Source organism: Staphylococcus sp. EG-SA-14 (assembly GCF_017151935.1).
Lineage (GTDB): Bacteria > Bacillota > Bacilli > Staphylococcales > Staphylococcaceae > Staphylococcus > Staphylococcus aureus.
Window position 1 is genome coordinate 1 of record NZ_JACVZM010000005.1, and the last position, 16,070, is coordinate 16,070.

The 16,070-nt window shown below is 31.6% G+C and carries 12 protein-coding genes; 7 read left to right on the top strand and 5 right to left on the bottom strand.

The genetic code is table 11. The features are described 5' to 3' along the window. Window positions 1-57 precede the first annotated feature (57 nt). The 5 genes from IDG63_RS04760 to IDG63_RS04780 form a co-directional block, all read right to left on the bottom strand. Window positions 58-717: an ABC transporter ATP-binding protein gene (locus IDG63_RS04760; protein WP_000570076.1), complete on the bottom strand. Its 660-nt coding sequence runs from the start codon at window positions 715-717 to the stop codon at window positions 58-60. A gap of 13 nt (window positions 718-730) precedes the next feature. Then, window positions 731-1,633: an ABC transporter permease gene (locus IDG63_RS04765; RefSeq protein WP_000806105.1), complete on the bottom strand. Its 903-nt coding sequence runs from the start codon at window positions 1,631-1,633 to the stop codon at window positions 731-733. After that, on the bottom strand, window positions 1,630-2,796 hold the full coding sequence (locus tag IDG63_RS04770) for an ABC transporter permease (protein WP_000848779.1): 1,167 nt from the start codon (window positions 2,794-2,796) through the stop codon (window positions 1,630-1,632). The genes IDG63_RS04765 and IDG63_RS04770 overlap by 4 nt, the downstream gene beginning before the upstream one ends. A 67-nt stretch (window positions 2,797-2,863) precedes the next feature. Continuing rightward, window positions 2,864-4,387, bottom strand: a complete 1,524-nt coding sequence (locus IDG63_RS04775; protein WP_000038525.1) for a DUF6583 family protein — start codon at window positions 4,385-4,387, stop codon at window positions 2,864-2,866. 330 nt (window positions 4,388-4,717) lie between these two features. Then, the gene (locus tag IDG63_RS04780; RefSeq protein ID WP_000751207.1) at window positions 4,718-5,611 is read right to left on the bottom strand and encodes a CHAP domain-containing protein; all 894 of its coding nucleotides are present in this window, start codon (window positions 5,609-5,611) and stop codon (window positions 4,718-4,720) included. Window positions 5,612-5,858: 247 nt separating this feature from the next. On the opposite strand from IDG63_RS04780, the gene esxA reads away from it, so the two are divergent. The 7 genes from esxA to IDG63_RS04815 all read left to right on the top strand — a co-directional run bounded on the left by esxA (window position 5,859) and on the right by IDG63_RS04815 (window position 16,059). After that, the gene (esxA, locus tag IDG63_RS04785) at window positions 5,859-6,152 is read left to right on the top strand and encodes a WXG100 family type VII secretion effector EsxA (RefSeq protein ID WP_001240826.1); all 294 of its coding nucleotides are present in this window, start codon (window positions 5,859-5,861) and stop codon (window positions 6,150-6,152) included. 83 nt (window positions 6,153-6,235) lie between these two features. After that, window positions 6,236-9,265, top strand: coding sequence for a type VII secretion protein EsaA (gene esaA, locus IDG63_RS04790; protein ID WP_000728954.1), 3,030 nt, complete (start codon window positions 6,236-6,238; stop codon window positions 9,263-9,265). Further along, on the top strand, window positions 9,265-9,723 hold the full coding sequence (gene essA, locus IDG63_RS04795; protein WP_000928938.1) for a type VII secretion protein EssA: 459 nt from the start codon (window positions 9,265-9,267) through the stop codon (window positions 9,721-9,723). The genes esaA and essA overlap by 1 nt, the downstream gene beginning before the upstream one ends. Continuing rightward, entirely contained in the window at window positions 9,695-9,937 is a 243-nt protein-coding gene (gene esaB, locus IDG63_RS04800; protein ID WP_001071606.1) for a type VII secretion protein EsaB, read from the top strand. The genes essA and esaB overlap by 29 nt, the downstream gene beginning before the upstream one ends. A 12-nt stretch (window positions 9,938-9,949) precedes the next feature. After that, complete coding sequence (gene essB / locus IDG63_RS04805) at window positions 9,950-11,284, top strand: type VII secretion protein EssB (protein WP_000240338.1); 1,335 nt, start codon at window positions 9,950-9,952, stop codon at window positions 11,282-11,284. Window positions 11,285-11,305: 21 nt separating this feature from the next. Further along, window positions 11,306-15,751, top strand: coding sequence for a type VII secretion protein EssC (gene essC / locus IDG63_RS04810; protein ID WP_000549288.1), 4,446 nt, complete (start codon window positions 11,306-11,308; stop codon window positions 15,749-15,751). A gap of 11 nt (window positions 15,752-15,762) precedes the next feature. Beyond that, the gene (locus IDG63_RS04815; RefSeq protein ID WP_000503898.1) at window positions 15,763-16,059 is read left to right on the top strand and encodes a TIGR04197 family type VII secretion effector; all 297 of its coding nucleotides are present in this window, start codon (window positions 15,763-15,765) and stop codon (window positions 16,057-16,059) included. The last annotated feature ends 11 nt before the right edge of the window (window positions 16,060-16,070 follow it).

Genomic DNA, 16,070 nt, shown 5'->3' on the forward strand with positions numbered 1-16,070 from the left:
AGATAATACAGTAAATCCCAAGTTACGATATCATACGCAACTTGGGATTTTTTCGTTTTAATAATAGGTATAAGCCCATTGCTTGTCCTCTAAAACATTTTGATAAAAAGGATCTTGGCCAATTAACTTGATATCATCTGCAAGTGCTTCAACTTCATCTAAATGATGGGTAGTTAATATAATTAAACATTTAGATTTCATAATGTTAAGAAGTTGGTGGATGTCATGTCTAGATTTCAAATCAATACCAACTGTCGGTTCATCTAAAATTAGAATTCGAGGTTGACCTAGTAAACCTACTAATATATTAATTTTACGTTTATTCCCACCAGACAATGTAGATACTTTGGCAGACGTATCATCAAAATTTAATTGCTGTAAATATTCGTTGATAGTTGTATCGTTAATTGGATTTTTACAAAGTGATTTAAAAAAATTAATGTTTTCAGCCACTGTCATGTGTTCAAATAACGCAATGTCTTGTGGCACATAACCGATGTGATTTTGGATTTGTCTTTGATTCCATTTTTCGCCGAAATAGTTGATAGTTCCATCATTAGCTTTTTCAATACCAGCGATCATACGAAGTAATGTTGATTTTCCAGCGCCATTATCACCAAGTAATACGGTTAAACGATTACTATCAAAGGACATAGTTAAATGATTGAAAATCTGTTTGTTACGGTAACGCTTTGAAAGGTTATTAATTTCTATCATCAGTTACGCTCCTTTACATGAAAATAATCAAGTATACGATACCCATAGCAAGTGCATATATAAATGTCATGAATAATCGATGACTTATTGTTTGAATATGGAATAAGATAAAGACGATACCTATCTCATAAATCAATATAAGTAACAGTGATTTTAAGTAAAATATTAAGCTGAGTGGTTGAGACAAATATAGACTAACTGCCAATAGTACCAACAATAACAAAATCGTATGTGTCATTACATAAGTACTATATAGTTTGAAACGGCTTAAATGATATTGTGATAATCGTTGCAATGCTGCTTGTTGGTTTAAACGATAATGAATTACTACTTGAACAGCGCTAACAAATAAAATCACCGCAAAGATTAAGCTAATTGAAATAGAGTGTTGTGCTTGTTTAGTAAGCGACACAAATTTGATTTTAGATTCAGGTGTATGTTTATGATAGGACTTGTTGATAGCATCGATGGATTGATGCTGTTTCATATCCTCAAAGTGTTCATAAATAATGTTAGGAATTTGCTGTTCATATAATGAACTACTAACAATTTCTACAGCAATACCACCTATAAAGTCATCTCTACCATATAACTGTATCGTTTCTTTTAAACGGTTCTCTTTTAATTTTTGAGAGAAACCTTTAGGAATTTGCATACTTAAAATAGCTTCCTTTTTAGTAACATCATCTTCATCGACTTTTTTAATAGTTACATAGTCAGATTGTTTAATTTTATTGACGAATGATTTTGATGCAGTGGTTTGGTCTAAATCTTGAATGGTAATCGGTATTTTGAAGTTGTCATGTGCTACACGGTAACCGATACCAATAAGTACGAGTGCGATGACAATGGTTGTTACGAGCAAGATGTATTGTAACCATTGCTTGAACACAACAAGTTGTATATAAGGCTTCATTGACGATACCTCCAAACCAATACAGCTAAATTAATTATCAAAAGTGCGATGAAGCTAAGATAGAAACTAGGGTGTAGTTCTAAAATGTAGTTGTTTAAAATAATTTCTAACAATTGATTTGTTACAACTGCGAACGGTTGAATATTGAAAACGCCATTTGCTATATGTTGTAAAAAAATCGTAGGTATTGTTAAACCAGATAACACCAGGATGACAATAGCTAATATGACTTTACTAATACTATTCAACAAGCCTGTTGTTAAAAGTTCGATGAGTAATAACCACAGTATTAAAAAGGTAACATAATAGCTTAAATGAATGGCTAACGTTGGCCAATTATATAATTCAAAGGTATTCGGAATACTGAACACAATCCAAACTACACCAACGATACTCCATAACATAGTATAAAACCATGTAATCAACGCACGAATGATTAATAAACGCTCTTTAGAAAAATGAAACATTTTCAATCGCGCTTTCAATACAGTATCTTGATTCATTTTCAAAACTGTAAATAAAGATAGTGCAAAGATGAATACCGTTGCTAAAAATCCTGTAATTGCATAATAACTGCCCGTATCGTATAAATGAATCGGTTCTAAGTTAAATGCACCTGAACGGTTTAATCCTGTAATCAGCAAATCAGTCATAACATTGATACTGTCAGAATGTGATGCTTTCGGTGCTAAGTCTTGAAAAGCTAAGATGCCACCCATTGATCGCATAAGACGTTGGTAAACAGAATCTGTTAGCTGAGATAGCACGACACTTTTCATGGATTGTTGATCATATGTATATACTGAAATTGGTAGTTCGCCTTGTTTATAAAATGCCTTGGTCATACCTTTATCAAAAACAAAATAGCCTTGAAGTTTATGTTTTTTTAACAAAGTATGTGCTTGCTTATCATCATATGCCTTAATGCTCACGTTTTTTCCTAGGTTACTCCCTTTACCAATAGAGTTTAAGATTAATTTCGTTTCACTTGATTGATCTTTATCTACGACACCTATATTAAAATGATTGTCATCTTCTGTTACATGTTGGATCGTCGTTAATGTAATAACGAGTGCCGCTAATATAAATAGTAAATAGATAATCAAATACCACTTTTTCAATAAAAAAGAGTGGTAGATGCGAAACAAATGTATTGTTTTCATTTAACCACTCCTCCAATGATAAGATTGAAAGGCAAGATGACCTTCCAATCTTATTTTTATATTTTAGTTATTTAGATGCCTTTTTTAAAATTGATTCAAACATTTTGCCGCCATTTTTTTCGATTTCTTTTTCAAGTTTTTCACGGTCTTTTGAAGATAGACTATTGAAATCTTTCGCACCACTATCATCAAAATCAATATCTGCTTTCAATTTTGTGCTAGATTTTAAAATGAAATTAATTGGTTCTTCAGCATATTTGATGCCGATATTTAACGTAGATTTCTGAGTGTTATTTTTTACGTCAGAATCTATATTATTTTCAAAAGTGAATTCATTTTCGTCGCTATATTTATCTAATGCGACAGTAATTTTACCTTTATCTTGACGTTTTGTGCCATCTACTTTCTCTTGGTTATCTAATTTGATTTTTGATTCATCATATTCTGTCTTTTTACCAAATTCGTATTTATCACTGTATTTATTGTCTTTTTCCTTAGAAGATACGCCTTTAATTGTATATTTCGCTTCAGCATACGTGTATTTATCTTGATCGAAATCAAGTGCGTAATCTAGTTTTAACTTATCGTCTTCTAAAGTATTAGTACCTTTGATTTTAGTTTTATTATTTTCTTTGTCTGTAATAGTAATTTCTCGTTTTACAATCGTATGTTTTTCGGTATAAATTTTAGATTGAATTTTAGCAAATTCATCCTTTTTAGTTTCTTTGACATCGTCAATTGCTTTTTTGATGTCTTTTTCAAAGTCTTTTGTAGCACCTTGTTCTTCCATTAATTTTTTAAGGTCTTTATCCTTTTTAGCTTCTTCTAATACAGCTAATGTAATTTTTTTAGTGTCAGCTCTGCTAAGTGTTAACGTGACAGGTCTAACTTTGTACTTTTCACCATTAACCTTAATTTCTTCTTTTTTACCTTTATCAAAATTATCGTCATCTAATTTGTCGACAATAAGTTCGGAATATTTTTCGGCAATTTTGCTGTAGTCACTTTGTTGTGCTTGAGCATTACTAAAAAGAGTATTTAAATTTAGTTGTTGGTTTGTAATACCATTTTCTTTTGCTGTTTCTTCATCTTCACCTGTAAGTTTTGAATAAGTTGATAATAAATCAGAATTATTAACACTATATTTCCCTTTAAATAATGGTGATTCGAAATAATGCTTATCTTTATCTGCAGCTAACTGGAATTTCCCTAATGCAGAGTCTGCGATTGTTGGTTCAAGATTAATCATTGATTTCTCTTTTTTAGGATCATGTCCATATGACATTTTAATTTTCGATGCATTAACAACAGATTTAGGAATGCCAAGCCCTTTAACAATTTCATCTGATGCATCTGCGCTTAATTCTAATGAAGATAAAAACGAATTATCTTTCATCTTTTCTTGGAACTTCACTTCATTTTCAAAACGGTCATTAAAATAATCTTTATACATTTTTGCAGTTTGTTGTTCACTTTTTAAGTATGTATTTTTCGGTGTGTTTGCAAAAAATGCATAAACTCCCCATGCGATTCCACCTATTAATAGTAAGACAATAATAATAGGAATTATAATTTTTAACTTTTTAGACATTTTGCTTCCTCCCAATTATTTATGAGTTAATCATATCAGAACAATACATTTTATTAAATGGTTTATTTTAAATTTTGTTTAAATTAATAGAATTTTAGTTATAATAATGTTTAATAAGTTATTGGAAATCTAATAAACTACAAAAAATAGTTTGATTACATAATGATTCTTGAAAAATGTTGGTTAACTTTAAGGTGATAAGTTATTGCAATTTTGAAGGTAGACATCATATTTTATAATCGAATAACATACAAAATAAAGCGACCAATTTTGCAGTGTTACGAATTGTAAACTGCGAACTGGTCGCTTTTTATTGATGTGATGATTAATTTAATGGATGTAATTATATGATGAAACTTCTGAAGCAGAGATGGTTCTTGATGAAACGATATATTCACCAATCCAATTCATTTCTGAAATTAGAATACTTCCATCAATATTAACTTTTTCAACGTAGGCTACATGACCAAATGGACCATTTACTGTTTGTAAAATTGATCCTCGTGTTGGGTGTCTATCTACTTTGAAGCCATTGCTTGAAGCTTGGCCTGCCCAGTTTTTAGCATCTCCCCAAAATGTACTAATCGTGTGTCCATCTTTGGCACGTTTATCAAAGACATACCATGTACATTGTCCAGCAGTATATAAGTTGTTCTTACTTGTGATAAGAGGCTGATCAATGATTTTACCGTTACCTAATGCTAAAGGTTTACCGTCAGCAGTCTTTGCTTTGTCATTAAATTCGGCGATTTGTAATTCGTCATACAATTCGTCTAAATCGATGCCTGTAATAAGCCCTTTGTTATCTTTTGAAAAAGCGTTATTTAATTCATCGTCATTGTCTTCGACATTCGGTATTGCTGGTGTCAAAGGATTGCTTGGTGACGTTTGAGGCGGTGTGTGTGAATCAATTGCGTCATTAATGTGCGTATACTGACCACTTAATGAAGAATGGTACTGATTGTTGTTAAGATCACGTTGATTTGCGTGTTGATGATTGTCGTTTGTACGTGACTGGTTTTGATGATTGTTGTTTGGCGTGTTGTTTTTGTCATATGTATAAGTATACGCGCCGGTGTCTTTATTCACTTTGAACTGTGCGTTTGGGTGTGCTTTCTTTGCTTCTTCTAATGTTTTGCTATCATTCGTATATGCTTGAGCCGAGTTAGGCGACATACTAAATAAAGTAAGAGTTGTCATCGTCAGTAAAATTGTTTTCTTCATAATAACCATTTAATCCTTTATGTATTTAATTTAATTTTAGTATACACATTTATATTACAAAAATGAATGGTTAATTAAAAATATATGGGTATATTCAATATATTTATTTAAAAAAAGCTAAAAATACTTAAAAAACTATATACATATACTAATAATTTATATATTATTTGAGTAAGGAGCACTTTTTCAAAAAATAGTGTCCCTAAAAAGTTTTGATAAACTTAAAATATTCAGGAGGTTTCTAGTTATGGCAATGATTAAGATGAGTCCAGAGGAAATCAGAGCAAAATCGCAATCTTACGGGCAAGGTTCAGACCAAATCCGTCAAATTTTATCTGATTTAACACGTGCACAAGGTGAAATTGCAGCGAACTGGGAAGGTCAAGCTTTCAGCCGTTTCGAAGAGCAATTCCAACAACTTAGTCCTAAAGTAGAAAAATTTGCACAATTATTAGAAGAAATTAAACAACAATTGAATAGCACTGCTGATGCCGTTCAAGAACAAGACCAACAACTTTCTAATAATTTCGGTTTGCAATAAGCATTCTGAAATTGGCAAAGTCACATTTTCTAATGTGGCTTTGCTTATCATTTTTTTAAGAAAACAACTGAAAGGAAATAAGCATGAAAAAGAAAAATTGGATTTATGCATTAATTGTCACTTTAATTATTATAATTGCCATAGTTAGTATGATATTTTTTGTTCAAACAAAATATGGAGATCAATCAGAAAAAGGATCCCAAAGTGTAAGTAATAAAAATAATAAAATACATATCGCAATTGTTAACGAGGATCAACCAACGACATATAACGGTAAAAAAGTTGAGCTGGGTCAAGCATTTATTAAAAGGTTAGCAAATGAGAAAAACTATAAATTTGAAACAGTAACAAGAAACGTTGCTGAGTCTGGTTTGAAAAATGGTGGATACCAAGTCATGATTGTTATCCCAGAAAACTTTTCAAAATTGGCAATGCAATTAGACGCTAAAACACCATCGAAAATATCGCTACAGTATAAAACAGCTGTAGGACAAAAAGAAGAAGTAGCTAAAAACACAGAAAAAGTTGTAAGTAATGTACTTAACGACTTTAACAAAAACTTAGTCGAAATTTATTTAACAAGCATCATTGATAATTTACATAATGCACAAAAAAATGTTGGCGCTATTATGACGCGTGAACATGGTGTGAATAGTAAATTCTCGAATTACTTATTAAATCCAATTAACGACTTCCCGGAATTATTTACAGATACGCTTGTAAATTCAATTTCTGCAAACAAAGACATTACAAAATGGTTCCAAACATACAATAAATCATTATTGAGTGCGAATTCAGATACGTTCAGAGTGAACACAGATTATAATGTTTCGACTTTAATTGAAAAACAAAATTCATTATTTGACGAGCACAATACAGCGATGGATAAAATGTTACAAGATTATAAATCGCAAAAAGATAGCGTGGAACTTGATAACTATATCAATGCATTAAAACAGATGGACAGCCAAATTGATCAACAATCAAGTATGCAAGATACAGGTAAAGAAGAATATAAACAAACTGTTAAAGAAAACTTAGATAAATTAAGAGAAATCATTCAATCACAAGAGTCACCATTTTCAAAAGGTATGATTGAAGACTATCGTAAGCAATTAACAGAATCACTGCAAGATGAGCTTGCAAATAACAAAGACTTACAAGATGCGCTAAATAGCATTAAAATGAACAATGCTCAATTCGCTGAAAACTTAGAGAAACAACTTCATGATGATATTGTCAAAGAACCTGATACAGATACAACATTTATCTATAACATGTCTAAACAAGACTTTATAGCTGCAGGTTTAAATGAGGATGAAGCTAATAAATACGAAGCAATTGTCAAAGAAGCAAAACGTTATAAAAATGAATATAATTTGAAAAAACCGTTAGCAGAACACATTAATTTAACAGATTACGATAACCAAGTTGCGCAAGACACAAGTAGTTTGATTAATGATGGTGTCAAAGTGCAACGTACTGAAACGATTAAAAGTAATGATATTAATCAATTAACTGTTGCAACAGATCCTCATTTTAATTTTGAAGGCGACATTAAAATTAATGGTAAAAAATATGACATTAAGGATCAAAGTGTTCAACTCGATACATCTAACAAGGAATATAAAGTTGAAGTCAATGGCGTTGCTAAATTGAAAAAGGATGCTGAGAAAGATTTCTTAAAAGATAAAACAATGCATTTACAATTGTTATTTGGACAAGCAAATCGTCAAGATGAACCAAATGATAAGAAAACAACGAGTGTTGTGGATGTAACATTGAATCATAACCTTGATGGTCGCTTATCGAAAGATGCATTAAGCCAGCAATTGAGTGCATTATCTAGGTTTGATGCGCATTATAAAATGTACACAGATACAAAAGGCAGAGAAGATAAACCATTCGACAACAAACGTTTAATTGATATGATGGTTGACCAAGTTATCAATGACATGGAAAGTTTCAAAGACGATAAAGTAGCTGTGTTACATCAAATTGATTCAATGGAAGAAAACTCAGACAAACTGATTGATGACATTTTAAATAACAAAAAGAATACAACAAAAAATAAAGAAGATATTTCTAAGCTGATTGATCAGTTAGAAAACGTTAAAAAGACTTTTGCTGAAGAGCCACAAGAACCAAAAATTGATAAAGGCAAAAATGATGAATTTAATACGATGTCTTCAAATTTAGATAAAGAAATTAGTAGAATTTCTGAGAAAAGTACGCAATTGCTATCAGATACACAAGAATCAAAAACAATTGCAGATTCAGTTAGTGGACAATTAAATCAATTAGATAATAATGTGAATAAACTACATGCGACAGGTCGAGCATTAGGCGTAAGAGCGAATGATTTGAACCGTCAAATGGCTAAAAACGATAAAGATAATGAGTTATTCGCTAAAGAGTTTAAAAAAGTATTACAAAATTCTAAAGATGGCGACAGACAAAACCAAGCATTAAAAGCATTTATGAGTAATCCGGTTCAAAAGAAAAACTTAGAAAATGTTTTAGCTAATAATGGTAATACAGACGTGATTTCACCGACATTATTCGTATTATTGATGTATTTACTATCAATGATTACAGCATATATTTTCTATAGTTATGAACGTGCCAAAGGACAAATGAATTTCATTAAAGATGATTATAGTAGTAAAAACCATCTTTGGAATAATGTCATTACGTCAGGTGTTATTGGTACAACTGGTTTGGTAGAAGGATTAATTGTCGGTTTAATTGCAATGAATAAGTTCCATGTATTAGCTGGCTATAGAGCGAAATTCATCTTAATGGTGATTTTAACTATGATGGTCTTTGTACTTATTAATACGTATTTACTAAGACAGGTAAAATCTATCGGTATGTTCTTAATGATTGCTGCATTGGGTCTATACTTTGTAGCTATGAATAATTTGAAAGCGGCTGGACAAGGTGTGACTAATAAAATTTCACCATTGTCTTATATCGATAACATGTTCTTCAATTATTTAAATGCAGAGCATCCTATAGGCTTGGCACTAGTAATATTAACAGTACTTGTGATTATTGGTTTTGTACTGAACATGTTTATAAAACACTTTAAGAAAGAGAGATTAATCTAATGTTGATGAATAGCGTGATTGCTTTAACTTTTTTAACAGCATCTAGCAATAATGGCGGACTTAATATTGATGTGCAACAAGAAGAGGAAAAGCGAATCAATAATGATTTAAATCAATATGATACAACGCTATTTAATAAAGATAGTAAAGAAGTCAACGACGCGATTGCTAAGCAGAAAAAAGAACGACAACAACAAATAAAAAATGATATGTTTCAAAATCAAGCGAGTCACTCGACTCGCTTGAATGAAACTAAAAAAGTGTTATTTTCCAAATCTAACTTAGAAAAGACTTCGGAGAGTGATAAAAGCCCCTATATTCAAAACAAGCAGGAGAAAAAAATATTCCCGTACATTTTGATGTCTGTAGGGGCTTTTTTGACTTTAGGATTTGTCATTTTTTCAATTCATAAAGGGAGACGAACGAAAAATGAATCAGCACGTAAAAGTAACATTTGATTTTACTAATTATAATTACGGCACATATGACTTAGCAGTACCAGCATATTTACCGATAAAAAATTTAATAGCTTTAGTATTGGATAGTTTGGACATTTCAATATTTGATGTCAATACACAAATTAAAGTGATGACGAAAGGTCAATTACTTGTTGAAAATGATCGACTCATTGATTATCAAATCGCTGATGGAGATATTTTGAAGTTACTATAGGAGGAAAAATAGATGGTTAAAAATCATAACCCTAAAAATGAAATGCAAGATATGTTAACGCCTTTAGATGCTGAAGAAGCAGCTAAAACAAAATTACGCTTAGATATGAGAGAGATTCCTAAGTCTTCAATTAAACCAGAACATTTTCATTTAATGTACTTATTAGAACAACATTCTCCATATTTTATAGATGCTGAATTAACTGAACTACGTGACAGTTTCCAAATACATTATGACATTAATGACAATCATACACCTTTTGATAATATTAAATCATTTACTAAAAATGAAAAATTACGTTACTTACTCAATATCAAAAATTTAGAAGAAGTAAATCGTACACGCTACACATTTGTGTTGGCACCAGATGAATTATTTTTCACAAGAGATGGATTACCAATTGCTAAAACAAGAGGGTTACAAAATGTTGTTGATCCATTACCTGTGTCAGAAGCTGAATTTTTAACAAGATATAAAGCACTGGTTATCTGTGCATTCAATGAGAAACAATCATTTGATGCTTTAGTTGAAGGAAACTTAGAACTACATAAAGGAACGCCATTTGAAACTAAAGTTATTGAAGCGGCAACGTTAGATTTACTAACGGCATTTTTAGATGAACAGTATCAGAAACAAGAACAAGATTATAGTCAAAATTATGCATATGTACGCAAAGTAGGGCATACCGTTTTCAAATGGGTCGCTATCGGTATGACAACGTTAAGTGTTTTATTAATTGCATTCTTAGCATTTTTATATTTTTCAGTAATGAAGCATAATGAGCGCATTGAAAAAGGATACCAAGCATTTGTAAAGGATGATTATACGCAAGTACTAAATACGTATGATGATTTAGATGGAAAAAAATTAGATAAAGAGGCACTTTACATTTATGCCAAAAGTTATATCCAAACAAATAAACAAGGTTTAGAAAAAGATAAGAAAGAAAATTTACTTAATAACGTGACACCAAATTCAAACAAAGACTACTTATTATATTGGATGGAATTAGGACAAGGACATCTTGATGAAGCGATTAATATTGCCACTTATTTAGATGATAACGATATTACAAAGTTAGCGTTGATTAATAAGTTAAATGAGATTAAAAATAACGGAGATTTATCGAATGATAAACGTTCTGAAGAAACGAAAAAGTATAACGATAAATTGCAAGATATTTTAGACAAAGAAAAACAAGTTAAAGATGAAAAAGCGAAATCTGAAGAAGAGAAAGCAAAAGCGAAAGATGAGAAATTAAAGCAACAAGAAGAGAACGAAAAGAAACAAAAAGAACAAGCACAAAAAGATAAAGAAAAACGCCAAGAAGCTGAAAGAAAAAAATAGTATAGGACTGAGGCAAAGACAATGCATAAATTGATTATAAAATATAACAAACAATTGAAGATGCTCAATTTGCGAGATGGTAAGACATATACTATTAGCGAAGACGAGCGTGCAGATATTACGTTGAAATCGTTAGGCGAAGTCATTCATTTAGAACAAAATAATCAAGGTACTTGGCAAGCGAATCATACTTCTATTAATAAGGTGCTTGTTAGAAAAGGTGACCTTGATGACATTACATTACAGCTTTATACAGAAGCTGATTATGCATCATTTGCTTATCCTTCAATTCAAGATACGATGACAATTGGGCCAAATGCGTATGATGATATGGTTATTCAAAGCTTGATGAATGCCATCATTATTAAAGATTTTCAATCAATACAAGAATCACAATACGTACGCATTGTGCACGATAAAAATACAGATGTGTATATTAACTATGAACTACAAGAGCAACTAACGAACAAAGCTTACATTGGTGATCATATTTATGTTGAAGGGATATGGCTCGAAGTACAAGCTGATGGTTTAAATGTATTGAGTCAGAATACAGTGGCATCGTCATTAATTCGCTTAACACAAGAGATGCCACATGCACAGGCAGATGATTACAATACGTACCATCGTTCGCCAAGGATTATTCACCGTGAACCTACCGACGATATTAAGATTGAAAGACCACCACAGCCAATACAGAAGAACAATACAGTGATATGGCGTTCCATTATACCGCCATTAGTAATGATTGCTTTAACTGTTGTCATCTTTTTAGTGAGACCAATTGGTATTTATATTTTAATGATGATTGGTATGAGTACAGTAACGATAGTATTTGGTATTACAACGTATTTCTCTGAAAAGAAAAAGTATAACAAAGATGTTGAAAAACGAGAGAAAGATTACAAAGCTTATTTGGATAATAAATCTAAAGAAATTAATAAAGCGATTAAAGCACAACGTTTTAGTTTGAATTACCATTATCCAACGGTTGCTGAAATTAAAGATATCGTTGAAACGAAAGCACCAAGAATATATGAAAAAACATCGCATCATCACGATTTCTTACATTATAAGTTAGGTATTGCGAATGTAGAAAAGTCATTCAAATTAGATTACCAAGAAGAAGAATTTAACCAACGTCGTGATGAACTATTCGACGATGCTAAAGAATTGTATGAATTTTACACAGATGTAGAACAAGCACCATTAATCAATGATTTAAATCATGGACCAATTGCATATATTGGTGCACGACATCTCATTTTAGAAGAATTGGAGAAAATGCTAATCCAATTGTCAACGTTCCATAGTTATCATGATTTAGAGTTTCTATTTGTGACACGTGAAGATGAAGTTGAAACATTGAAATGGGCACGTTGGTTGCCACATATGACATTGAGAGGTCAAAACATTAGAGGGTTTGTTTACAATCAACGAACACGTGACCAAATTTTAACGTCAATTTATAGCATGATTAAAGAACGTATCCAAGCTGTGCGTGAACGCAGCAGAAGTAATGAGCAAATTATTTTCACACCGCAATTAGTGTTTGTCATTACAGATATGTCATTAATTATTGATCATGTCATTTTAGAATATGTAAACCAAGATTTATCAGAATATGGTATTTCATTAATCTTTGTTGAAGATGTGATTGAAAGTTTGCCAGAGCATGTAGATACCATTATTGATATCAAGTCTCGTACTGAAGGCGAACTGATTACGAAAGAAAAAGAATTAGTTCAATTGAAATTTACACCTGAAAATATTGATAACGTTGATAAAGAATATATCGCGAGACGTTTGGCGAATTTGATACACGTCGAACATTTGAAAAATGCAATTCCTGATAGTATTACATTTTTAGAGATGTATAACGTGAAAGAAGTAGATCAGCTTGATGTGGTTAATCGATGGAGACAAAACGAAACATACAAAACGATGGCAGTACCTTTAGGTGTAAGAGGTAAAGATGATATTTTATCATTGAACTTACATGAAAAAGCACACGGGCCACATGGTTTAGTTGCTGGTACCACTGGTTCAGGGAAATCTGAGATTATCCAATCATACATTTTATCTTTAGCTATTAATTTTCATCCACATGAAGTTGCGTTCCTATTGATTGACTATAAAGGTGGGGGTATGGCGAACTTATTTAAAGATTTAGTCCATTTAGTTGGTACGATTACAAACTTAGATGGCGATGAAGCGATGCGTGCCTTAACATCAATCAAAGCCGAATTGAGAAAACGTCAACGTTTATTCGGAGAGCATGATGTTAACCATATTAATCAATACCATAAGTTATTTAAAGAAGGTGTTGCAACAGAACCAATGCCACATTTATTCATTATTTCCGATGAGTTTGCCGAATTAAAATCAGAACAACCTGATTTTATGAAAGAACTTGTATCAACGGCACGTATTGGACGTTCGTTAGGTATTCATTTAATACTTGCGACACAAAAACCATCGGGTGTTGTTGATGACCAAATTTGGTCTAACTCTAAATTTAAATTGGCATTAAAAGTACAAGATAGACAAGACAGTAATGAAATTTTAAAAACACCAGATGCAGCAGACATTACATTACCAGGTCGTGCGTATTTACAAGTTGGTAATAATGAAATTTATGAATTATTCCAATCTGCATGGAGTGGTGCAACATATGACATCGAAGGCGATAAATTAGAAGTTGAAGATAAGACGATTTACATGATTAATGACTATGGTCAACTTCAAGCAATCAACAAAGACTTGAGTGGACTTGAAGATGAAGAAACGAAAGAAAATCAAACTGAGTTAGAAGCGGTCATAGATCATATCGAATCTATTACAACACGATTAGAAATCGAAGAAGTTAAGCGTCCATGGCTACCACCATTGCCAGAAAATGTATATCAAGAAGATTTAGTAGAAACAGATTTCAGAAAATTATGGTCAGATGATGCAAAAGAAGTGGAATTAACATTAGGACTTAAAGACGTACCAGAAGAACAATACCAAGGACCGATGGTATTGCAATTGAAAAAAGCTGGGCACATCGCGTTAATCGGAAGTCCAGGATATGGTAGAACAACGTTCTTACATAACATTATTTTCGATGTTGCAAGACACCATCGTCCTGATCAAGCACACATGTACTTGTTCGATTTCGGTACCAATGGTTTGATGCCAGTCACAGACATACCGCATGTCGCTGATTACTTTACAGTAGATCAAGAAGACAAGATTGCTAAGGCGATACGGAAGATACATGATATTATTTCTGAGCGAAAAAGACTATTAAGTCAAGAGAGAGTAGTTAATATAGAGCAATATAATAAAGAAACTGGAAATTCAATTCCAAATATTTTCTTAATTATCGATAACTACGACACGGTGAAAGAATCACCGTTTATGGAAGAATATGAAGAAATGATGTCTAAGGTAACACGTGAAGGTTTAGCGTTAGGGGTATACATCATTCTTTCAGGATCAAGATCAAGTGCAATAAAATCAGCAATATTTACTAACATTAAAACAAGAGTTGCGCTGTACCTCTTTGAAAACAATGAATTAACAAATATTATTGGTTCTTATAAAAAAGGTGTGAAAGATGTTAAAGGTAGAGCTGCAATAAATGATGATAACTTCACACAGTTCCAAATTGCTCAACCATTTGAATTAGCAGAAGGACAAACATATAATGAGCGCATTAAAAATGAAGTAGCACAAATGAAAGAATTCTATGTAGGAGATTATCCAAAACATATTCCAATGATGCCAGATAAGGTATTAATGGAGGATATTCGAGAAGCATATGATTTGGAAAAAATCATTCATGAAGAACACAAATTACCATTAGGATTAGACTTTGAGGATGTGGAACTAGTTAGTTTAGATCTGACATCACCAAGTATATTAACAGCAAGAACACCAAATGATTTAGAAATAGTTAATAATCGAGTTTTAGATGGTATGAGTAAACTTAAGGAAAGTGTAACAACAATACTAGTTGATGCAGATGAAAATATGAGTGATAAGTCAAGTATAGTTAATTCATATTATGCATCGTCAGAGGATTTGCAATTAATAAAACAAGGTTTTATCGTTGAAATCAAAAAAAGGTTGAATAGCGAACGAAGTAAAGAAAGTGTGAAGATTGTATTTATCAACAATCTTAAGGCGTTTATTTCTATTACAGGACTTAATGAAAAGGATATAAGGTATATATTATCTGAAGGACCAAAGGTAAATGTCTATACAATAATTAGTAGTATGTACAATGACATCTTAGGAACATTTGATAGAGAATCAAAATTAGCACGTCAAATTATTAATCAAGCAGTAATTGTAACTAGGCTATATGATCAAGAGTTTTTACAAGCTAAAATCACGAATAGAGAGCCGTTATTAAAACCATATGAAATGTATTATTTCAATAAAAATGAACATATTAAAATAAAATTAATTCAATAGGGAGGACAATTATGGGGGAAATAAAAGTTGAAACGAGTAGTACGATAGGAAAAATTGAAAGTATTTCTAATGCTGGATCAAATATTTCTTTTGATAATGTATCAGACTCGTTAGAATACACAAACATTTCACCATTTACAGGATTTGCTGCTGCTAGTAGTACTTTAACTACAGCTATTTCTAATTATCATTCTATTATTACTCAAGACACAGAAGCAATGAAAACTGCTGTAAATGATTTTAGAGATAAGGATGCTGATATAGCTGGACAAATTGATGAAAATAATAATTTAGGAGCAGGATTATAACATAGAGGGAG